This window comes from Labrys sp. E2SS-1L, assembly GCF_057073705.1.
The window spans coordinates 773,630-794,532 of record NZ_CP172713.1 but is presented as its reverse complement, the minus strand read 5'-3'; the positions used below and the strand labels follow the sequence as shown (position 1 = coordinate 794,532).

The following is a 20,903-nucleotide window of genomic DNA, read 5'->3' as shown; positions in this document are numbered from 1 at the left end:
GCTCCCCCCGCCATGGTTGAGCGCGGTGATTTGGCGCAAAACGGTCCGCACGGATACGACCTGCCATTTCCTTACATTGGGATCTATCAATAACCAATTGTTCTAACGATATTTTTTATGTTGAGGGATGGCTGTCAACTTTTCCGGAAAATGCTTTAGATTGCAGCCATGCCGGATTTGTTCAGCCTTCAGAGAATCGAGACCTTCAGACAGGAGGTCAAGAAAAGCCGCTTTCTGGCGACGGCCGCTCCCGTGTCGGGAGAAGAGGCCGCCAAGGCCTTCATCAGGGATCATTCCGACATGGCGGCCAATCACAATTGCTGGGCCTGGCGAGTCGGCCCCCTCTACCGCTTCAACGATGATGGCGAGCCCAGCGGCACCGCCGGCAAGCCGATCCTGCAGGCGATCGATGGCCAGGCCCTGGATGGTGTCGCCGTCGTGGTCACGCGCTGGTTCGGCGGCGTGCTGCTCGGCAGCGGCGGCTTGATCCGGGCCTACGGCGGCACGGCTGCCGCCTGCCTGCGCGCTGCCGAAAAGCTGCCGATCGTCATACGGGTCGAGGCACGCATCTCCTGCGCCTTTACCGACCTGGCGCTGGTACAGGCCCGCTTGTCCGCCCATAAGGCGGTGCAGATCCTGACGCAGGATTATACTGCGACGGGAAGCGAGTTTGTCGCCGCGATCCGCGAACAGGATCTGGTCGATGTTCGGCAGATGGTCGCGGATGTCACGAGCGGTCGCGCAGTCATGTCTATTGCGACGCCAGACGAGCCTCCGGCCTAGCTTGGCTCTGCTTGCCGCTCTCCGGCCTTGCGCTTGCTCTCGGCCTTTTCCTTGCGGGGTTCTGCCGGACTTTCCCGCTCGACGCTGACGGACAGCTTTTGATAGACGCCAAGGCCCACGATCATCGCGGTGCCGCCGAAGAGCAGGAGCGCCGGATAGAGCAATTGCTCCGGGCTTTGCTTGGCTACCTTGAACACCGTTACCAAAGCCTCGAGGAAAACTGCGATCACGATGGCTGACATGAACTTCGTCAAGCTGCGGCGAGCTTCCACAGCATTGCGCATTTCGCGGGCGCGCAGCACCTCCTCTTCGAGGAAATAGCGCGCCACGTCGAAGACCGCGACGCCGACCACCACGAAGCCGATTGAATCGAGTAGCGTATTGTCGAACTGGCCATCGTAATAGGCGGCATGAAAGACCCGAAATCCGGCTATCGCGACAAGACCGCCCGCCAACATCATCAGGCAGATGCTGGCTACGGTGAACACCACCCGGGACAGGACCTCCATGCGACTCCTGCAAAATCTGACCACTCGAGTCCGGCAGCACCCGGAACGCGCTCGAAATCAGCCCCTGCCTCACGAGCCGAGGCGATACGCACGGGCAGGACAAGGGCTCGGCTACCATTTCGTTGGTCAGGGCGGGAAACCGGAAAAACCATCCCTGTTCCCTCTACTGCCAGGTCCGGTTGACGCGTGCGCATCTTGCAATCAAACGCCTGTCGAAGCCGATCGTTCCCAAGCGGTGCAACCGACCACCCGTGCAAGTTCCCGGCTGATCACCCAGCCGGGTCTCGCGATTGTTCGCGTCAATCCGCAACCAGGAACCAGGAGCGGCGGGCGAAGCTAAGACCCACCGTGTAGATGCAGAACGCTGCCACGGCCGTTGCCGGTGCCGACAGCTCCGCATAGGCGCCACCGAACAGATGCAGGCCGATGCCGATGGCCGCGCCGGCAAACCAGGCGGCTAGGCCGAGTGGGTTGAAGGCGGGCACGTGACTGGAGCGATATTCGATCGTATCGCCGGCTAGGCGCCGATAGCGGTCGCTGAGAATGTGGGCCATGGCCACGGCGACCCAGGCCACCACGAAGATGCCCTGATAGGCAAGGGCCTGCAGCAGATAGGCGAAGACATCGGCCAGCATCAGGAGATAGACGATCAGGCCGACGACCACGGCCCAGCCGATGCGCCCGAAGGGCAGCTTGCCGAAGAGCTGGACCAGGGCCTCCATATTGACGGCGGCGAGATAATAATTGGCCGTGTTGATGCGCGTCTGCGTAACCCAGACGAAGAGCAGGCCCCAAACGCCCATCAGCTTGAGCAAAGCGAGCAGGACGGTCACTTCGCTGACGGTGCCGAGATCGGGAACGGTGCCGATCATGAACATGCCGAACAGGCCGCTGACCAGGAACACCATGACATAGAAGGGCATGCCGAAATTGAAGAAGGCGTGATAGCCGGCGTCCTCCTGCCGCCCGAAGCGGGCATAGTCGAAGGTGAACATCATGAGCACCCACACGCCCATGTAATAGACGAAGCACGACCACCAGCCGCCAGCCGGCGCGCCGCCGGCCGGGCCGAGATTGAGCCATTTGTCGCTATAACCATACTCGGCAATGGCCAGACCGACGGCGACCACGAGGCCGAGGATATAGAAGGGCAGCAGCACGCCGTTGAACTTGTCGAGCCAGGTCTGGATGCTGCCGAAGATCAACGGCACCGAATAGAGCACCACGATCAGGGCGGCGATCGCATAGGACACGCCGGGAAAGATGGTGTGGATGCCGACCGCGATGACCGATCCTTCGAACACGGCATAGTAGATAGCGGTTGCGCAGAAGATCAGGGTGGCCAGCCCCGCGCCGACATTGCCGAACAGCACGCGCGAGAACAGGGCGACGGACAGGCCGGTGCGAATGGCAAAGCGGCTGAGCACGGCGTTGATCACGCCATAGGCGATCACCGACATGACCATGCCGATGATGGCGTTGCGGGTGCCGAAGCCCAGCGCCAGGGCCGCGCCGACGACGATATAGAATACGGCGCTGCACACGGCCCACCAGGCCATGGTCAGGGCCATTCTGGGCATGCGGGCATCGGGCGGAACGGCCCGGTTGGAATAGTCGAGCGTGTCGGCTTCGGCGGCCGTGACGGTGCCTGCCATGATGGTTCCCCTCTCACTGATTGTGGAGCGATGTCGTGCTTGGATGGTGATGTTTTTGGATGTTCTTGGGTCGGCGGCCTTTTTGGCCGCTTCGACCGGGAGCTGGAGCAAAGGGTTCTAGCTGGAGGCCAGCACGGCCCGGATACAGGCCAGCAGCGTTGCGCGTTCGGCGCGTGCCGCCAGGGCCGTGGCCATGTCGACCTCGACGAATTGCGTCGGCGTGTTGGGCTGCATCTGGCCGATCAGGTCCATGTCGGCCGAGATCACGGTGCCGAGCATGAAATAGCCGCCGCCGGACACGGCGTCGCGATGCAGGATGATCGGCTCGGTGCCGCTCGGCACCTGGATCGAGCCATAGGGATAGCAGCTGTCGACGATGTTGGAGGGATCCGATCCCGCGCCGAAGGGCGGCTCCCGCTCGACGAAGTGCAGTGGACGCCCGCCCCGGAAGCGATAGCCCATGCGGTCGGCTTCCGGCGCGACCTTCCATTGGTCTTCGAAAAAGGCGCGTCCCGACTGCTCCTGGACGCGGTGCCAATAGAGGCCCGGCAGGACGCGAAGCTGCGCCGGTGTGCCAGGACGGCGGCGCAAGGGCTCGGGCACGCTACGCCCTTCCTTGACCGCGCCCGCTTCGCCGATGGCGAGTTCGTCGCCCTTGGCCAAGGCGCGGCCCTTATAACCGCCGAGAGCACCGATCACGTAGGTAGAACGGCTGCCGAGCGCCAGGGGAACGTCGAAGCCGCCGGCGACGGCGATATAGATGCGTGCGCCCGCCTTGAGGAAGCCGAAGCTGAGCGTCTGGCCGGCCTTGACGCTGAGGGCGGTCCAGGAGGGTTGCTCGACTCCGCCGATCTTGATCGGCATCTCGCCGCCGGTGATGGCGATCGTCGCATCCTTGGTGAATTCGAGTTCGGGGCCGAGGAACACGGCCTCCAGGCAGGCTGCCCCCTCATCATTGCCGACCAGGAGATTGGCGGCACGCAGGGCCAGCCGGTCCATTGCCCCGCCGACGGGAATGCCGAGATGGAAATAACCCGGCCGGCCAAGGTCCTGGATGGTGGTGGACAGGCCTGGATTGAGGACCTTAACGCCCATGGATCATGCCCTCCAGCCTGGCGTTGTAGCCGTCGATATCCTTCTGGAATTCCCGGAGGTCGAAGGTGACCTCATGCATCTGCGGCGCATAGCGGCCGGAAGCGACGTCGGCCGCGATCGCGTCATGCTCGTCGCGCCCGATCGGCTTGAACTTGACGATGTCGCCCGGCCGGAAGAACACCATGAAGTCGCGCAGATAGCCGGTCTTCTGCTCGGGATCGAAGATCGGCATCGGCGTGATGCCGAACATCTGGTAGCCGCCGGCGCCACGCACCGAATAGATGCAGGAAAAACAGCCGCCATGGCCGACCGTCAGCTTCGGCGTGTCGGTGCGGGGCCTCAGATATTTGGGGACCTGGAGCTGTCTTTGCCGCTCGACCATCTGATACATGAAGGGCAGCCCCGCCACGAAGCCGACCATCGAGACGAACCAGGGCGAGCCGCTATGGGCGGTGACGAAATCCTCGACCGAGGCGAGATCGTTGATGCGGGCGGCATATTCGAGATCGGTGACCCCAGGGTCCTGGTGGCGCTCGCGAAACCGCATCAGCGTCTCATGCGTCCAGGGATCCTGATAGAACACCGGGATCTCGATGATGCGGGTGCCGATCACCGGCTCGGCCTTCGCGGCGGCCTCTTCGATGCTCTTCACTTCCGCCAGGATGTCGTCCGGCTTGATGCGATCGGGATCGAAGCGGATCTGGAAGGAGGCATTGGCCGGGCAGATCTCGGTGACGCCGGCAATGCCGGCCTCCCTGATGGCGCGGGTCATGGACAGGCTCTTGAAGAAGGCCTCCAGCGACATGCTCTCGTCGCATTCGACGAACAGGTGCTCATCGCCGCCAAAGGAATATCGGCTTTTCATCGGGCGGCCTCCTTCGCCGGTTCGACTGGCGGCGGCGCAAAACGGTTCTCCAGCCAGCCCTCGAGAAAGCGTGTGTGGAAACGCCCCGCTGCGACGTCGCCGTCGGCGGCCAGGGCCTTGTGCAGGGGAATGGTGGTGGGAATGCCCTCGATCTTCAGGCCGGCCAGTGCCTGCCGAAGCATGGCCAGGCAGGCCGTGCGGTCCTCGCCATGCACGACGAGCTTGCCCAGCAGGGAGTCGTAGAAGGGCGGCACCGCATAGCCCGCAAAGAGCATGGTGTCGAAACGGATGTCCTCCGCCTCTGGCACCGACAATTCCGAGACCACGCCAGGCCAGGGCATGAAGTTCTTGAACGGATCCTCGGCGTTGATGCGGCATTCGATGGCGTGGCCGGCGACGGCGATGTCCTCCTGGCGGACGGAGAGCGGCTCGCCGCCGGCAATGCGCAGCATCTCTTGGACCAGGTCGAGACCGGTGACCATCTCCGTCACCGGATGTTCGACTTGTATGCGCGTGTTTACTTCGATGAAATAGAAGTCCTGGCTGGCTTCGTCATAGAGATATTCCACCGTGCCGGCGCCGCTATAGCCGACCGAGCGGGCGAGGGCGACTGCACTCCGGCACAGGCGTTCGCGCACCTCGGGCGACAGGCCGACGGCGGGTGCTTCCTCCCATACTTTCTGGCGCCGGCGCTGCAGCGAGCATTCGCGCTCATGGCAATGCACGAAGTTCCGGCCGTCGCCGAGGATCTGCACCTCGACATGGCGCGCCTTTTCGATGGCCTTCTCGATATAGAGACCGCCATCGCCGAAGGCAGCGGCCGCCTCGGCGGAAGCCTGGGGGAACTGCCGGCGGAACTCGTCCAGATCGGCGGCGACGCGAATGCCGCGCCCGCCACCGCCGGCCGCGGCCTTGATCATCACCGGAAAGCCGATGCGCGCGACGATGGCCTCGGCGGCTTCCAGATCGGCGACGCGCCCGCCACTGCCCGGCACGGTGGGCACGCCCGCCTTCTCGGCTTCGGCCCGCGCCGCGACCTTGTCGCCGAGCAGGCGGATCGCGGAGCCGGCGGGGCCGACGAATTTCATGCCCGCCGCCACCACGGCATCGGCGAAATCGGCGTTCTCGGCCAGGAAGCCATAGCCCGGATGCACGGCATCGACTTTGGCCGCCCTGGCGGCAGCAAGCACGGCCTCGATGTCGAGATAGGATTTCTTGGCGGCCGGGGGGCCTATCTCGATGGCTTCGTCGGCAAGCCGTACGGCGAGGGAGTCCTTGTCCGCGGCGCTGTAGACTTGCACGGTGCGCAGTCCCAGCGCCTTGGCCGCGCGATTGATGCGTACGGCGATTTCGCCGCGATTGGCGATAAGGACGGAACGGATGTTCATGCCTCCACCTCGGCGAGAACCTGCCCGGCCATCACGGCATCGCCATCGTCGACCAGGAAGCGGATATTGCTGCCGCCGATGCCCGCATTGACCTCGTGGAAGGATTTCATCACCTCGATCAGGCCGATGACATCGGAGGCCGCGACGGACTCCCCGTCCTCCTTGAAGAACGGGCTGTCAGGGGAGGGGCGTCTGTAGAAGACACCGGGCAAGGGTGACATGATCTGCGAAATTGCCATTCTTCATCCCCTCGTGATGGCTCTGGGCAGGTGGGCGAGTTCGCTCGCCGGCATGATCTTGATGCCATCGGCGATCAGGGCCGCGCGCATGGCGCGGGCGATGGCAAGGCTGCCGGGCGTATCGGAGTGAAAGCAGATGGAATCGAAGGCGATGTCGATGTCGTCGCCCTCGACGGTCCGTACCCGCTGTTCCCGGCAGGCTCGCACCACCTTGTCGGCGATCGCCGCCGGATCGAGCTTGCCGGTGCGGCGGGTGAACACGATGGAGCCCGAACGGCCATAGTCGCGGTCGGCATAGAATTCGCGGATCACCGGCTGGCCGGCCTCGACGGCGACGCGATGGGTCAGCGAGACATCCATGCAATAGATGAAAGCGTTGGGAGCGGTGGCCTGCATTGCATGGACGAAGGAGCGCGACAGTTCCTCATTGACAGCCAGCTCCATGTAGAGCGCGCCATGCGGCTTCACATGTTGCAGGCTGGCGCCGTGGCGGCGGGCGAATTCCCGCAACGCTCCGGTCTGGTAGACGATGTCGTTGACGATCTCTTCGGGCGCTCCCTCGATGCGGCGGCGGCCGAAGCCCTGGAGATCGCGATAGCCGGGATGGGCGCCGATGCCAACGCCGTGCTGGGCCGCCAGCCGCACGGTGGCGTCCATCAGCGAGGGGTCCCCGGCATGAAAGCCGGTGGCGATGTTGGCGGAACTGATGAGTTCCATCAAGGCGGTGTCGTCCGCCTCCGCCAGGCGCCATTGGCCGAAGCCTTCGCCCATGTCGCAATTGATGTCGACCGCAGCCAGCGCCAAGCCAGCCTCCCTCTGTGAAATTCATCCTGGGCCGGCATCACGGCCGGTCTTGCTCTGACGTTACGGCGAGACGGTTCGATTGAAAAATTCTATATTCAGATGCCTATTATCTGATTTTCAGAAATAGGCGATTTCCTGACTTCCTCCTAATTCCTCGCATGTGGGGCAGATTTTCCAAAGATTGGGGGCGAAGCATGAAATTCGATGAAGCCTGAATCGGCCGTCTATCGATTTTTCAAATACTGATGTAGATATCGATCTGAAACGCGAAGGGAGTCGCTCATGCCGGTCAGTCTGCGCCAGATCCGCTATTTCGTGGCGACGGCCGAGCATGGCCAGGTGTCCCAGGCTGCGGGCGAGCTCGGCATCTCGCAATCGGCCATCACCACCGCCATCAAGGAGCTGGAACAGATCGTCGGCGTCGAGCTGTTCACCCGCTCCACCCAGGGCATGGACATGACGCCCGCGGGCCGGCAATTCCTGTTCCACGCCTATGAGATCCTGAACAAGGTCGAGGAGGCCACCAGCCTGCTCCTGCCCGCCAATGATTTCGCCGGCCGGCTGACGGTTGCGGCCACCTATACGGTCATCGGCTATTTCCTGCCCAACCATCTCGGCCGCCTGCGCCGCGCCTGGCCCAATCTCGACATCCAGCTCTTCGAGCTCAACCGCGAGGCGATCGAGGACGGGTTGCTGGCCAATCGCTACGACATGGCGGTGCTGTTGACCTCCAACGTGATCAATCCCGATCTGACCACCGAGACGCTGATGAGCTCGCGCCGGCGGCTGTGGGTGCCGGCCCGCCACCGGCTGCTGGCGCAGGGCGCCGTCAGTCTCAAGGAGGTCGCCGAAGAGCCCTATATCATGCTGACCGTGGACGAAGCCGCCCACACGGCGCTGCGTTATTGGAGCCTGTCCTCCTTCCGGCCGAACGTGACGCTGCGCACCTCCTCGGTCGAGGCCGTGCGCTCGCTGGTGGCGGACGGGCAAGGGGTGGCGATCCTGTCGGACATGGTGCTCAGGCCCTGGTCGCTGGAGGGCAAGCGCATCGAGACGATCGTGCCGACCGAGCCGATCCCCTCGATGGATGTCGGCCTGGCCTGGCGGCGGGACGCGGCGTTCACCCCCGCCATGGAAGCCTTCCGCTCCTATTTCCGCCAGGCCTTCTTCCTGCCGCCCAATCGCTAGCGGAGACAGGGCCGCAAACGGGAGGAGCGCAGGAAGAGCGGGCATCGCCGGTCAATCCTTGCAGGTCAGCAGATAGCTGCCGCTTTCGTGTAAGGCTGCAGTCCAGCCGGGCTCGATGACGATGGTGGTGGTGACCTCCTCTATGATGGCCGGCCCGGCAACGGAGACCCCCACGCCCAGCTTCGAGCCGTCATAGACAGGTGTCGACGTTGCCTCGCCTGAGGCCTGGAAGATTGCGGGCCGCTTGCCCTTGAGCGCGAGTTCCAGACTGCCGGTTCCCTCCAGCCTGGGAGGCCTCGGTTTCTCGATCAGCCCGTACAAGGTGGATTCGATGTTTACCACTTCGACAGGATTGTGCCGCTCGCTATAGGTGTAGAGTTCCTCGTGGCGGGCGTGGAAGGCATCCTTGACCTTGTCGATCGTGGTTTCGTCGATCCTGAAATTGTCGATGTCGACGGTGCACTCATGCACCTGGCCGACATAGCGCATTTCCAGGCTGCGCTTGATGGCGATGCGGTCGGCAGCAAAGCCGTCCACCTCCAGGTGGCGGACGCCCTGTGCCTCGATCTCGGCGAAGAGCGTGTCGATCTTCTCGCAGGCGCCTGCAGTGTCCAGGCGCAGGGGCGCTGTCGCCATATAATTGTATTTGACGTCCGAGATGATCTGCCCGAAGGCGCACAGGCCCGAGGCAAGCTTGGGCAGGATGATGGTGTCGATGCCCATCTCGCGCGCCAGAGCGGTGATGTGGGCGGCGGTGGCGCCGCCGGCCCCGACCAAAACGAAGTCGCGCGGATCGTAGCCGCGCTCGACCGACACGCGCCGGATGCCGTTGACCATGCCGCTATTTACGATCGTAAACATGCCATAGGCGGCCTGTTCGATACTGATGCCGAGCGGCTCCGCGACCCTGGCGACGGCTTCACGGGCCTTGGCGACGTCGAGCGGCAACTTGCCGCCGAGCAGGCCCTCGGGATTGAGATAGCCGAGCACGAGATTGGCATCGGAGGTCGTTGGATCGGTTCCGCCGCGCCCGTAGCAGGCCGGGCCGGGTTCCGAGCCGGCCGATTGCGGGCCGACCTGCAGCAGGCCCAGGCTGTCGATCCAGCCGATCGAGCCGCCGCCGGCCCCGAGCGTCTCGACCTGGATCATGGGAACACCGACACGGTAGCGCAGGAAGTCGACGTTCTTGTTGAGGTTGGTCTGGCCGTTGCGCGTCAGTGTGATGTCGAAGGAGGTGCCGCCCATGTCGACGGTGATGACATTCTCCTTGCCGAAGGGCGCGCCGACATAGAGGCCGGCCTGCGGGGCGGAGGCCGGGCCTGAATTGATGGCGTAGACGGAGCGGTCGGTCATCACCTGCCCGACGGCGAGGCCACCATTGGACTGGAAATAGCGTACGGGCTGCCTGGCGCCGAGATCGCGGAAATAGCGATCGACCGCCGTCACGTAGCGCCGCATCACCGGGGCCAGATAGGCATTGGTCACCGCGGTGGAGGTGCGGGTATATTCGCGGATCTGCGGATAGAGTTCGCTGCCGACGGTGAGGATCGCCTCGGGCATCATCTCCCGCACGATCTCGGCGGCGCGGCGCTCATGCCCGGGATTGAGCACGGACCAGACGAAGGAGATCGCTACCGTCTCCACCTTCTCTGCGAGGAACAGGCGGCAGGCCTGGCGCACATCCTCTTCCTGCATCGGGGTGCGCACCGAACCGTCCGAGAGAACACGTTCGCGCACGCCACGCCTGAGATAGCGCGGCACCAGCATGGTGGCCGCCGGATATTCCGGATCGTAGCGAAAGCCGTCTTCCTTGTGGCCGTTGCGGATCTCGATGGAATCCTCGTGGCCCGCCGTGCAGATCAGCCCGGTCTTGCCGCCCCGGTGGGTGATCAGGGCATTGAGGCCGACGGTGGTGCCGTTGATGCACAGGTCGCAGTCGGACACGATGGCAGAAGGCGTCGTGCCCAGGTTCTCGGCGATCTGCCTGAGGCCGTTCTCGATCGCCCTGGTCGGGTCGGAAGGCGTGGAAAGGGCCTTGAACAGTTTGACGTCGCCGCTGGCGCGATTGGCGATGACGAAATCGGTGAAGGTGCCGCCGGCGTCGATGCCGAGACGAAAAGCATGTTCCATGATCGTGTCTTTCAGGCCGCGCGGAGCCGGCGGGTTTCGGCGAGGTCGACTTCCAGCGTCTCGGCATCCTTGATGGCCACGCCGTAGTCGGCGCGGGCGCCCTCGAGGGAGACGAGGCCGTTGCGCACGTCCCAGACCACGTTGTCGACAGGGCGTTCGAACGGGTTGCCATAGCCGCCGCCGCCGGGATTGAGATTGGTGATGGTCTGGCCGGGCCTGATGGTCTCGATGATGTTCTTGCGCTCGACCGTGACCTCACCGCCGCGCCGCAGCTCGACGCGGCCGACCTTCTTGTCGACGAGGGCGGATTTGGCCCCGGCCGCGCCCATGGCCGGAATGCGCCGTCCCTCACCGAAGCCGATGCACAGCATGTCGCCGGTCAGGGGCTCGACCTCCCAGGCCGTACCCGAGCCGCCGCGGAACTTCCCGGCGCCGCCTGAATCGGTCATCAGCGCATAACGATGGATGATGATGGGATAGGAATATTCCAGAAGCTCGACGTCGCCCGAGGTGAGGGCGCCGAAGCAGCATTCCGGGCCGACGGCGTGCCAACCGTCCTGTTGGGGTGTGGCGCCGCCGCCTGAAATGATGGTGGCGAGCACCATGGTCACGAATTCCTCGCCGGTGCGGCCATCCTTGCCTGCGATGTTGAGCCCGTTGGCATGGCCCCAGGAGGCCGCGACCTTGGAGGGCATCGCCTTCTCGAAGGCGAGGCGCACCGCATCGGTCAGCGTCTCCATCGGCGTGGTGGTGCAGTTCATGTGAGGGGCGGGTTCCTGTGCGTTGCACAGCGTGCCCTTCGGCCCGAAATCGACGCTCACGCAGCGATAGAGCCCCTCATTATAGGGCGGGGGCAAGGCGGCGAACATCATCAGGCCGAGATAGACGCCCGAATGGGAATTGCCCTCGTAGGAATTGATGAAATAGGGCACCTGGGGCGGGCTGGAGATGGCGATATGGCAGGCATCGCCTGTGATGGTGACCTTGGCGCCGATCTCGAAGTCGCCGAAACCGTGCCCGGCATCCTCCAGGATGGCCTTGCCCTCATAGGTGCCGTCGGGAACGCTCGCGATCAGCGAGCGCATATGCCGGTCGGCCATGTCGAGCAGCGTGTCGATGCAGGCATCGACGGTCGGCTTGCCATATTTGTCGAGCAGGGCGATCAGGCGCCGCTCGCCGACCTGGCAGGCGCCGATCAGGGCGCGGAAATCGCCTTCCTGGTCGCGCCGTGCCCGCATGTTGGAGAAGATCAGGTTGAGCACATCCTCGCGCGGCTTGCCGCGATCCCAGATCTTCACCGGCGGAATGCGCAGGCATTCGGCATAGATCTCGGTGGCGTTGGGGTTGTAGCCGGCCGGAACGGGGCCACCGATATCGGTGAGGTGGCCCTTGCACACGGTCCAGTAGACCAGTTCGCCCCGATAGAACACCGGCTTGTACATGCAGGTGTCGATGGCGTGGCTGCCGCCGAAGGCCGGATCGTTGTGCAGGAAGAGATCGCCCTCATGGATGTCGTCGCCGAAGAATTTGGCGACCGCCTTCATGGCCGGGATCAGCGAGCCCAGATGGATGGGAATGTCCTGGCCCTGCAGGATCATCTCCGGGCGGGCATTGAAGAGCGCCGTCGAATAGTCATGCGCCAGGTTGAAGACGGAGGAGCGCGCCGTCTTCTCCAGCGCCAGCGTCATTTCGCGCTGGGTGGTCTCCAGGACCCCACGCACCACCGACAGCGTGATCGGATCTACTTTTGCTCGCTCGGTCGACATCCATCCTCCCCAGAGCAAAGCGCGTTCAGGCGTGAACGCTTGCTTGCTCGCACTCTTCGGTTCGACGCGTCTTTGCGATTCTTGGCGATGCCGCCAAAATCGCGAAACGCTCCGGCCGGCCGCCGGTAATGCGGGAGAAGAGTTCGTCTCCCGCCTAATCCCCTGCAGCGGCGTCTGCGCACCGTCGTCACCATCAGCCAAGCAGGTTTGAGGGCAGCCGTCTTTGCAGGGAGAGAGCAATGGTTTGACGCTGAGTGCACAATCGGCCGGGCGGTGGGGCCAGGCGATTGCCATCCCCGTCTCCTACGCCTAGTCTCGGCAGCCGTTCTGCGGAGCTGTCATGAAGACTTCCGTCACCACGAGCGCGACCCGCACCATGGACCGGAGCCGGCACTGGCATCAGGCCATTGCCGGAGCCTATTTTCCGCTCGACCTGACGTTCCGCCATCCGGATCATTTCTTCGGCGACCTCACCATCTGGCAGTTCGGCGACGTGTCGATCTCGCGTCTGTCGTCGGATGGGTTGCAATATCTACGCCTGCCGCATCATTTTCGCGGCGCCCGCAAGGAAGAGTTCCTGGTGACGGTACCCACCCGCTCCCAGGTTTCTTTCTCCCAATGCGGCAGCGAGGTGCGCTGTTCGCCCGGCGGCTTCTTCCTCGAACGCAGCCACGAGCCCTATGAGTTCAGCCACGCAGACCCCGCCGATCTCTGGGTGCTGAAGGTGGCCTCGCAGGCACTGTCGGAGCGCATCCGCAGTCCAGACAGGTTGTGCTCGCTGCAATTCGACGCGGCCAATGGGGCAGGCGGCCTCTTCGCCGACATGCTGCATCTCCTGCCCCAGCGCTTCGAGGCGCTGGACGAAGAGGCGCGCAACGCCGTGGGGCGCCAGCTCATCGACCTCCTGGTGCTGGCCGTCAAGGCGGATGAGCGCATCCTGACATCGGGCAGTTCGACGGTGCGCGAGGCCCATCTCGCCCGGATCGAGGCCTATATCCGGGGTCATCTCAACGATTGGCGCCTCGATCCCGAGATGATCGCACGGGCCTGCGGGGTTTCCATCCGTTATCTGCATGATCTGTTCCGCGACACCGACCAGACGGTGGCGGGCTGGATCCGGGATCAAAGGCTGGCGGCCTGCCGCGCCGCGCTCGAAAATCCCGCCAACGGTCAGACCGCTGCCGAGATCGCCTATCAATGGGGTTTCACCGACCAGGCCCAGTTTTCGCGGAGCTTCAGGGCGCGTTTCGGCCTGCCGCCCGGTGAATATCGCCGGTTGAACCGCCACATTGGCACGTCAGAGGTGCCGCCGGACATGTCCGGCACCGCTTAGCCGGAACACGCCATCCGATTTCTGCCCCCTTGCAGGTTTATAAGCGTGACTCCGCCTGTTCTTCCGATGTTGAACACAGGAGGCCGCCGTGCCGATCAACCGGATTTTGGCGGATGGCCTGGTTTTCGTTTTCCTGGCGTCCGCGACCGCCTTGCTCCTCGATCAACCGAGCGATGCAGAGGCAACTGCCGCCATGCGGGCAATACCCGCGCTGGCCGCCAAGCAGCAACAGACTGCCCATATCAACACTTGTGTGCCGGCCGTCGGTCGTCCGGGCGTCACCTGCACAGCCATGGTGAAGGACGTGCCCCAGGCGCAGGCGAACCAGATCCGTATCTATTTTGCCCGTGGCCCGGACAGCGCCTGGGTCGCCGAGATCATGCACTGAAGCTGGGGTACCGCGCGCCTGGGCGTTTGCTCCCGGGCAATAGTCTTATCTGCGATTGCGATGATGCATGCCCAATGTCCCGCCAAATCACGACTATAGTGCTAAGCGGAAGCACTTTTTTGCTGCCGGCTTGTTGGCGGCAGCGGACACAGGCTGCCGCAATCCTCTACGCCGGGGAGTAGATAGCGCAGGCAGCAGACTTTCCGTCGACGCACAGGCTGCCCCTGTTCCAGGGGATAGCATATCGCTCCGCAGATCGGATTGGGCCGGCCGTCGCCGCCGCAGCGCCGCCGCAGCAAGACGCGGCCTTCCTCCAGGGCGGCGGGGCAGGGAGCCCCCACCTCCAGTACCTGCTGCAACGTCCACTCAAAAATGGCAGCCGCATTGGTCCACAGCAGGCGCTTGGACACGCCGAATTGTCCGGCAAAACTGCGGATCAGGGGTTCGACATGTCCCTCGAACAAGCGCGAAAAGCGTTCGGTGGCACTGCCGGGATGCGGCTTGCCGTCATCGGGAATAACCAGCGCGGCCGTACGCCCGCTTTCGTGCGGAACGATGCCGATCGCATCGAGATCCACGGGTAGTTCCCGGTCGAGCAGCAGGATTGCAGCCGTCGCTGGGATGACTAGCGCTCCGAAATGCCATTGCGTCCACATCGAGACGAGGGCGTTGCGGTCGCCACCTGGATAGGTGCCGGCAAATCGCGACATCAGTTCTTCCGCCACGCCCTTTTCGAGCAGTCGACGACCGGCAATGGCGCCGCTATGTGTGCCCGGGAGCGCCAAGGTCTCCTTGTACCAGTGGAGATTTCCGGCAAAGCAGGGCGCGAGGGATGCGATCATTGGCCGGATGGAACTCCGGCCAGCGCCTCCCGCTGGCCCTTTCGGATATCGGACCGTGCAGCGACGCGATGGCTGAGCATCGCGGCGATCGGTGCGGCGGCCAAAGCGAGCAACGCCGCCAGGCCGAAATAGAGCCCATAGCCCCAATGCTGGGCAATCCAGCCCGATCCCATGCCGCCGGCCATGCTGACCAATGCGTCCATGCATTGTAGCAGCGTGAAGTCGATCCCGGCCTGACGTGGATCCGAGACCGCCATGAACTGGGCATAGAGCGCGACGAAGCCCAGTGCCATAATGCCGGACGAACTCGCCAGGGCGAGGACGAGCAGGAGGGGCTGGCCGACATCACCCTTCCAGGCGGCGTAGGCCAGGCCCGACAGTGCCAGGGCCTGCAGGACGAGAGCCAGCGCCAAGACGACCCGCGCACTCCACAGCCGCACGAGGGCACCACCGATCAGGGCGCAGACGAAGCCGACGGCCATGCCGCCAACGCCATTGACGATGCCGAGCGAGGTGAGGTCGAGGCCACTATCGATCAGGAAGGGGCCCTGCATGCTGACACCCCATTTCTGGGCGATCACATTGACCGCTGCCAATGCCAGGCCCAGATGCATGTCCTTGCGCCGCAGCGCCTGGCGCAAGGAAGGCCGATGGTCGCGCCCGGGGGAAGGCGACGCCGGCGACAGCACGAAGAGCAGGCCGAGCACGATCAGCAGAGCCGCCATGGCAAAGCAGGCGATGCCCCAGCCATATTGGGCGACCAGCACCAGGAAGAGCCCCGACCCGATCGCCGACCCAAGATAGGCGCCTCCGACTTGCGCCGCATTGCCCCAGCCATGATGGCGCTCGGACAGGGTTTCCACCGCATGTCCGTCGCAGGCGATGTCGCTGGTCGAGGTGGCGAAGGCGATCAGCAGCAGCACGGCGAGCAGGGGCATGAAGCCGGTCGGCCCGATCAGCCCTGACAGGATGAGGCCGACGGCCGATATCAGGCCCCCGACCAGCACGATCGAGCGGGAGCGGCTATGCCCCGTGGGCGGCAACCGATAGCGCTCCACCGCCGGGGCCCAGAGGAACTTGAAGGCCCAGGGCAGCACGGCCAGATAGAGCAGGCCGATCTGGTCGAGCGGCAGGTTGCGCTCGCGCAGCACGCTCGGCAGGGCGATGAAGCTCAGCCCGCCAACGATGCTCTGGCCGACATAGAGGCCGCCGACACCGAGCACGACCGCAAGCGGGGAAGACAATGCGCGCCTTGCCGACCTGCCCGGCTTGATGTCGTTCACCAGCGATAGCGCAGGCTGGCGATGACCTTGCGTCCCTCATCGAAATAGCAATAACCGACCGTGCAGACCTGCTTGACCTCGTTGAGCAGATTGGTGGCACTGACCTGCACGCGCATGCCCGCCAGCTTGGGATTGATGTTCTCGAGATCGTAGCGGACCGAGGCATCGACGAAGGTGCGCGGCTTGTTTTCGAGTATCGCGCGATTGAGATTGTCGCCCAGGCTCGAGCCGACATAGCGTACGCCGCCGCCAATGCCGAGACCGGTGGCAGGCCCCTCCTGGAAGGCATAGTCGAGCCAGAGCGAGGCCATGTGATAGGGCACGCTCGAGAGCCGGTTCCCCTCCGTATCGGGCGTGAGCTTGAGGATGCGGGCATCGTTGTAGGAATACGAAGCCTGGACGCTCAGCCCGTTGGTCAGCGAGGCCACACCCTCGATCTCGACGCCGCGCGAGCGCACGTCGAGCTGGACCTGCTTGTTGAGACCATCGACGACCTCATAGACCACGGCGTTGTTCTGACGCATGTCGAAAACGGCGGCGCGCAGCGAGGCGTTCATGTTGGGAATATCGTATTTGACGCCGATTTCCGTCTGTTCACCAGTAGTGGGTGTGGCCACGCTGCCATTGAGCACCGTCCCCGGATTGGGCGTAAAGGAGGTGCCATAGGCAACATAGGGGGCGAGGCCGAAATCGGTGACATAGCTCAAGGCCGCCCGGCCGGTGAACTTGGTGTCGCGGCTCTTGCTTTGCGTCATGCCGCTGCCGACGGTGCCCGTGCTGAAGCGACTGTAAAGCCAGTCATGTCGGCCACCGAGTGTCAGGCGCCAGTTCTGCCATTTGACCTGGTCCTGGATGTAGATGCCGGTCATCGCCAGTGTCTGCTTGGACTGGGTGGTGAGCGGCGGGTCGACCCCGAGCGGCACCCCGCCATATCCTTCTCCTGAGCGGTAGTGCAGGTAGCTGGTATCCAGGCCCGTCAGCAGCGTGTGTTCTACCGGGCCGGTGGCAAAGTGGCTTTCCAGGCTGGTATCGCTGGCGAAGCCGGCGGTGCTCTCGCGTGTCAGGCCGGGACCAAAATAGTAGTATTCCTGGTTGGTGCCGAGCTGCGAATAGCGGGCATTCTGGCGCAGGATCAGCGCGTCGCTGAATTTGTGCTCGAACTCGTAGCCGACGCGCCCCTGCTGCTGGCGAAAGTCGTTGTAGCGCCGGTCGCCCACGAACTGCTTGGTGGCACCGGTCGACTTGTCGGTGACATTGCCCTGGCCGTCGACATAGGGCGCATAGGTGTTGAGATAGGCCTGGGTGCCGCCGACGGTGGAATCCATGTATTCGCCGAGCACCGTGAGCTTGGTCTTGTCGTTCGGCTTCCAGGTGATAGCCGGCGCGATGAAGACCCGGTCGTCCCGGCCGGCGCTGATTTCGGCGCTCGCATTGCGAATGACGCCAGTCAGCCGATAGAACACGGTGTTCTCGGCATCGAGAGGCCCGGACAGGTCGAAATTGCCCTGGAGCCGGCCGAAGGACCCTGTCTGCAATTCGATCTCGCGGAACGGCGTCTCGGTCGGGCGCTTGGAGATGATGTCGACGATACCGCCCGTGCTGCTGGCGCCGTAGATGGAGGCGGCGGGGCCGCGCAGGATGGAGATTGCCTCCACCCCGTAAGGTTCGAGCCGGAACAGACCATTCGGGCTGTTGAGTTGCCTGAGCCCGTCGCGGAACACGCCGGTGTTGGTCATGTCGATGCCGCGGATCATGAACCCGTCATAGCGGGAGTCGAAGCCGTACATGCCCACAACGGCGCCAGGGGTGTAGGCGATCGCCTCGAGCAGATTTTGCGGCTTGCGCTCCTCGAGCTGGGGTTGCGTCACGGTGGAGACGGACTGCGGTACCTCCAGCAGGGGGGTATCGGTCTTGGTGGCACTCCGGCCGGACGTCGCGACATAGCCGGTGGTGTTGATCACGCCCGGTATTCCGCCGCGGCCCTTGCCCTCGACCACCACCGGATCGAGCTCGATCGGTGCAGCGCCGTTGGATTGTGCGTGGACGGCACCGGGCGCCAGAACAAGTGACACGGATGCCAGGAGGAGGGATTTGAGATTCACGGGCCCCAAGCTTTCTTTAGAAAAAGTCGGCCCCGCCTAACAATATCTGTTAACTCAAGTCAACGAGCGCATATTTTAATTATTCTAATTTTAAATTCATCGATATGAGTTTCAAAATATTCAAATTTTAATTCTAATTATTACTATATTACACTGAAGAAATAAAACCAAAAAAATCTTTAAATTTGAAATAGCGAAGAAACGTATATTATATATGTAATTTTATCTCATTTATCAGAGGACGGCACTAACGGGGTAAGGGCAGGGGGGATGTTCCCGCTATCAGGAGTTACGGCTGGCATCGCCGCACACAGATCTGACGAGGAGGGCATCGGGACAATGGGTCCTCGAGCCAGGTCGACGGCACTGGAAGCCTTCGATGTGCCCAGCTATCACACGGCCCCCTGAACGAAGCCTCGCCGGAACGTGTCGCATCCGTCAGGCATGCATGGGGCGCCTTCCTTCGCAAAAGCATGTTTTGGAAGTAAGTCATTCATTATGAAGCGATTAATGTTTTTCCGGCATATCTTGCCACATGTACGCATCGATAGCGAATGACGAGCATGATCAAAGGTCGCAAGGGGCAATTTTGCTCCCGCCGCGTTGCCTGACTCGACCGATGATCGCCGGAGCGAATCCGGGAATCCGTCGCTTCGAATGAGGGCGTCGCCAGGAGATCGCTCGGGTGGGGGATGAATCATGTATGGCGTCGGCGCCAGCGTCCGTTGGTCCGGCATGCTTCCATTTGCGGATCTGACCTTACTTATCGTGGATTTCGATGTAACCTTCCCTACGGATTTCGTCGTACGGTCGAGCCATATTACCATGCTCGACGTGCTGATCGTTGCAAGACTGAGATGATGCGGCTATTTCCATGAAGCAAGTGACTATCCGTGCACGTATAATGCTGAGTTTCGGCATTATCCTCCTGGTCGTTTTGGCGATCGGACTGTTTGCCTATTGGCAGCTCAAGTCGATCGACGACCACGTCACCAGCCTCAAGTCGGACTCCGTGGCCGGGCTACGACAGGCCGCTTTCGTCAAGGACGGGCTTTTTCAAGACTATCTTGCCTTCGTCATGTCGCGCGAGGCGACAGCCAAGCCCTTGACCGAAGATCAGCTTGCCGATGGCCGAACCAAGATGGTTCAGCTTTTCAAGGGCTATGAGGATACGATCATTGCGGACGCCGATCGGCAGCTCTTCTCGCGCTTCAAGGACTCGGTCGATTCTTATCAGAGCTTGAAGGAGGGCTTTCTCAAACAGGCCGGTGGGAATGGGGAGGCCAGGGCCTCTGCCGCTTCGGGCGTCGATGCAGCCTTCAACACGGCCTTCAAGAACCTTACCGACGTGATCGCATTCAACCAGCAACGCGCCTTCGCCATGCCGGACATTGTCGGCAACGAGATCCTGTCCCTGCTGAGCGCCATGATAGTGGCCTTCGCATTGGCCTTGGTGGTCGCCGCCGTCGCGGGCTTTTCGCTGCTGCGCGCCATCACCAGGCCCCTGCTGCAGTTGAAGACATTGATGGACACCATGCGCAAGGGTGACTTCACCCAGCGCATGCAGATCGTTCGACAGGACGAGTTGGGCGATCTCGGCGAAGGCTATAACCGCATGGCCGACGAAGTGATGGAACTCGTCGGCCAGGTCCAGCGCTCGGGCATCCGCGTCAGCACCTCGATGACCGAGATTGCGGCGACGTCCAAGCAGCAGCAAGCCACGGCTTCGGAGGTCGCCGCGACCACCACGGAGATCGGGGCGACCTCGCGCGAGATCGCTGCAACCTCCAGGGAACTGGTCCGGACGATGTCCGACGTCGTGACGGTCTCCGAGCATACCGCCAATCTGGCGTCCGGGGGCAAGGTCGAGCTGGCCCATATGGAAGACACGATGAACCAGGTGATGGGCGCCGCCAGCTCCATCACCGCCAAGCTCGCCGTGCTGAACGAAAAGGCCAGCGACATCAACCAGGTGGTCACGGCGATTACCAAAGTGGCCGACCAGACCAATCTGTTGTCGCTCAACGCCGCGATTGAAGCGGAAAAGGCCGGTGAATACGGGCGTGGCTTTGCCGTGGTGTCCTCGGAAATTCGGCGCCTGGCCGACCAGACCGCCGTCGCCACCTACGACATCGAGCAGATGGTCAAGGAGATCCAGTCCGCCGTATCGGCCAGCGTCATGGGCATGGACAAGTTCTCGGAGGAAGTGCGGCGCGGCCTCCAGGATGTCCATGAGATCGGTGCCAAGCTTTCCGAAATCATCACGCAAGTGCAGGCGCTGACACCGCGCTATGAATCCGTCAGCGAAGGCATGCAGGCGCAGGCGACGGGCGCCGAGCAGATCAGCGAGGCGCTCATCCAGCTGACCGAAGCGACGCAGCAGACAGTGGAATCCCTGCGCCAGTCCAGTTCGGCCATCGATGAACTCAACCATGTCGCCAGCAATCTGAGCGGGAGCATCGCACGCTTCAAGCTCGAGATGGCCTGAGGCAATAAGCGGTTTGCGGCGAGACAGAATTCGTCGCAATCGCAA

At 63.1% G+C, this 20,903-nt stretch carries 17 protein-coding genes; 5 read left to right on the top strand and 12 right to left on the bottom strand.

From position 1 onward, the window contains the following. Positions 1–177: 177 nt before the first annotated feature. Entirely contained in the window at positions 178–783 is a 606-nt protein-coding gene (locus tag ACIGJE_RS29280) for an IMPACT family protein (protein WP_483681201.1), read from the top strand. Here the strand turns inward: ACIGJE_RS29280 and ACIGJE_RS29275 are convergent. The 7 genes from ACIGJE_RS29275 to ACIGJE_RS29245 all read right to left on the bottom strand — a co-directional run bounded on the left by ACIGJE_RS29275 (position 780) and on the right by ACIGJE_RS29245 (position 7,338). Continuing rightward, the gene (locus tag ACIGJE_RS29275) at positions 780–1,292 is read right to left on the bottom strand and encodes a GNAT family acetyltransferase (RefSeq protein WP_311941343.1); all 513 of its coding nucleotides are present in this window, start codon (positions 1,290–1,292) and stop codon (positions 780–782) included. The two genes, ACIGJE_RS29280 and ACIGJE_RS29275, sit on opposite strands and share 4 nt — an antisense overlap. 299 nt (positions 1,293–1,591) lie before the next feature. Then, on the bottom strand, positions 1,592–2,947 hold the full coding sequence (locus ACIGJE_RS29270) for a purine-cytosine permease family protein (protein WP_311941340.1): 1,356 nt from the start codon (positions 2,945–2,947) through the stop codon (positions 1,592–1,594). 117 nt (positions 2,948–3,064) lie between these two features. Next, positions 3,065–4,042 (bottom strand): 5-oxoprolinase subunit C family protein, encoded by a 978-nt coding sequence (locus ACIGJE_RS29265; RefSeq protein WP_367624367.1) that lies wholly within the window; start codon positions 4,040–4,042, stop codon positions 3,065–3,067. Beyond that, positions 4,032–4,907, bottom strand: coding sequence for a 5-oxoprolinase subunit B family protein (locus tag ACIGJE_RS29260; RefSeq protein WP_415085924.1), 876 nt, complete (start codon positions 4,905–4,907; stop codon positions 4,032–4,034). The genes ACIGJE_RS29265 and ACIGJE_RS29260 overlap by 11 nt, the downstream gene beginning before the upstream one ends. After that, positions 4,904–6,295, bottom strand: a complete 1,392-nt coding sequence (locus tag ACIGJE_RS29255) for an acetyl-CoA carboxylase biotin carboxylase subunit (RefSeq protein WP_415085922.1) — start codon at positions 6,293–6,295, stop codon at positions 4,904–4,906. Before ACIGJE_RS29255 ends, ACIGJE_RS29260 begins: the two co-directional genes overlap by 4 nt. After that, entirely contained in the window at positions 6,292–6,534 is a 243-nt protein-coding gene (locus tag ACIGJE_RS29250; protein WP_311941329.1) for an acetyl-CoA carboxylase, read from the bottom strand. The genes ACIGJE_RS29255 and ACIGJE_RS29250 overlap by 4 nt, the downstream gene beginning before the upstream one ends. A 3-nt stretch (positions 6,535–6,537) precedes the next feature. Beyond that, positions 6,538–7,338, bottom strand: a complete 801-nt coding sequence (locus ACIGJE_RS29245) for a 5-oxoprolinase subunit PxpA (RefSeq protein ID WP_415085920.1) — start codon at positions 7,336–7,338, stop codon at positions 6,538–6,540. Between the two features lie 282 nt (positions 7,339–7,620). Here ACIGJE_RS29245 and ACIGJE_RS29240 point away from each other — a divergent pair, with 282 nt between their 5' ends. Further along, positions 7,621–8,526, top strand: coding sequence for a LysR family transcriptional regulator (locus ACIGJE_RS29240; protein WP_415085918.1), 906 nt, complete (start codon positions 7,621–7,623; stop codon positions 8,524–8,526). A 51-nt stretch (positions 8,527–8,577) separates the two neighbouring features. Here the strand turns inward: ACIGJE_RS29240 and capA are convergent, their stop codons facing one another. Then, positions 8,578–10,656, bottom strand: a complete 2,079-nt coding sequence (capA, locus tag ACIGJE_RS29235) for a caprolactamase subunit alpha (RefSeq protein WP_483681175.1) — start codon at positions 10,654–10,656, stop codon at positions 8,578–8,580. A gap of 11 nt (positions 10,657–10,667) precedes the next feature. Beyond that, complete coding sequence (gene capB / locus ACIGJE_RS29230) at positions 10,668–12,422, bottom strand: caprolactamase subunit beta (RefSeq protein ID WP_483681173.1); 1,755 nt, start codon at positions 12,420–12,422, stop codon at positions 10,668–10,670. Between the two features lie 340 nt (positions 12,423–12,762). Between capB and ACIGJE_RS29225 the strand changes: the two genes are divergently transcribed. Then, positions 12,763–13,755, top strand: coding sequence for an AraC-like ligand-binding domain-containing protein (locus tag ACIGJE_RS29225; protein WP_483681171.1), 993 nt, complete (start codon positions 12,763–12,765; stop codon positions 13,753–13,755). Between the two features lie 88 nt (positions 13,756–13,843). Continuing rightward, the gene (locus ACIGJE_RS29220) at positions 13,844–14,143 is read left to right on the top strand and encodes a hypothetical protein (RefSeq protein ID WP_311941312.1); all 300 of its coding nucleotides are present in this window, start codon (positions 13,844–13,846) and stop codon (positions 14,141–14,143) included. A gap of 101 nt (positions 14,144–14,244) precedes the next feature. Here ACIGJE_RS29220 and fhuF read toward each other — a convergent pair whose 3' ends face one another. The 3 genes from fhuF to ACIGJE_RS29205 are packed head-to-tail and all read right to left on the bottom strand — an operon-like array spanning position 14,245 to position 18,370. Further along, entirely contained in the window at positions 14,245–14,985 is a 741-nt protein-coding gene (gene fhuF / locus ACIGJE_RS29215) for a siderophore-iron reductase FhuF (RefSeq protein ID WP_483681169.1), read from the bottom strand. After that, complete coding sequence (locus ACIGJE_RS29210; RefSeq protein ID WP_483681167.1) at positions 14,982–16,229, bottom strand: MFS transporter; 1,248 nt, start codon at positions 16,227–16,229, stop codon at positions 14,982–14,984. Before ACIGJE_RS29210 ends, fhuF begins: the two co-directional genes overlap by 4 nt. 35 nt (positions 16,230–16,264) lie before the next feature. Continuing rightward, the gene (locus tag ACIGJE_RS29205) at positions 16,265–18,370 is read right to left on the bottom strand and encodes a TonB-dependent siderophore receptor (RefSeq protein ID WP_483681165.1); all 2,106 of its coding nucleotides are present in this window, start codon (positions 18,368–18,370) and stop codon (positions 16,265–16,267) included. Positions 18,371–19,244: 874 nt separating this feature from the next. On the opposite strand from ACIGJE_RS29205, the gene ACIGJE_RS29200 reads away from it, so the two are divergent. Next, the gene (locus ACIGJE_RS29200) at positions 19,245–20,858 is read left to right on the top strand and encodes a methyl-accepting chemotaxis protein (RefSeq protein WP_311941298.1); all 1,614 of its coding nucleotides are present in this window, start codon (positions 19,245–19,247) and stop codon (positions 20,856–20,858) included. Positions 20,859–20,903: the final 45 nt, after the last annotated feature.

Bases quoted from the DNA above. Each gene is read 5' to 3' on its own strand.
- ACIGJE_RS29255 (WP_415085922.1), bottom strand. From the start codon at position 6,295: ATGAACATCCGTTCCGTCCTTATCGCCAATCGCGGCGAAATCGCCGTA.
- ACIGJE_RS29260 (WP_415085924.1), bottom strand. From the start codon at position 4,907: ATGAAAAGCCGATATTCCTTTGGCGGCGATGAGCACCTGTTCGTCGAA.
- ACIGJE_RS29200 (WP_311941298.1), top strand. From the start codon at position 19,245: ATGAAGCAAGTGACTATCCGTGCACGTATAATGCTGAGTTTCGGCATT.
- ACIGJE_RS29225 (WP_483681171.1), top strand. From the start codon at position 12,763: ATGAAGACTTCCGTCACCACGAGCGCGACCCGCACCATGGACCGGAGC.
- ACIGJE_RS29265 (WP_367624367.1), bottom strand. From the start codon at position 4,042: ATGGGCGTTAAGGTCCTCAATCCAGGCCTGTCCACCACCATCCAGGAC.
- ACIGJE_RS29250 (WP_311941329.1), bottom strand. From the start codon at position 6,534: ATGGCAATTTCGCAGATCATGTCACCCTTGCCCGGTGTCTTCTACAGA.
- capB (WP_483681173.1), bottom strand. From the start codon at position 12,422: ATGTCGACCGAGCGAGCAAAAGTAGATCCGATCACGCTGTCGGTGGTG.
- fhuF (WP_483681169.1), bottom strand. From the start codon at position 14,985: ATGATCGCATCCCTCGCGCCCTGCTTTGCCGGAAATCTCCACTGGTAC.
- ACIGJE_RS29270 (WP_311941340.1), bottom strand. From the start codon at position 2,947: ATGGCAGGCACCGTCACGGCCGCCGAAGCCGACACGCTCGACTATTCC.
- capA (WP_483681175.1), bottom strand. From the start codon at position 10,656: ATGGAACATGCTTTTCGTCTCGGCATCGACGCCGGCGGCACCTTCACC.
- ACIGJE_RS29275 (WP_311941343.1), bottom strand. From the start codon at position 1,292: ATGGAGGTCCTGTCCCGGGTGGTGTTCACCGTAGCCAGCATCTGCCTG.
- ACIGJE_RS29240 (WP_415085918.1), top strand. From the start codon at position 7,621: ATGCCGGTCAGTCTGCGCCAGATCCGCTATTTCGTGGCGACGGCCGAG.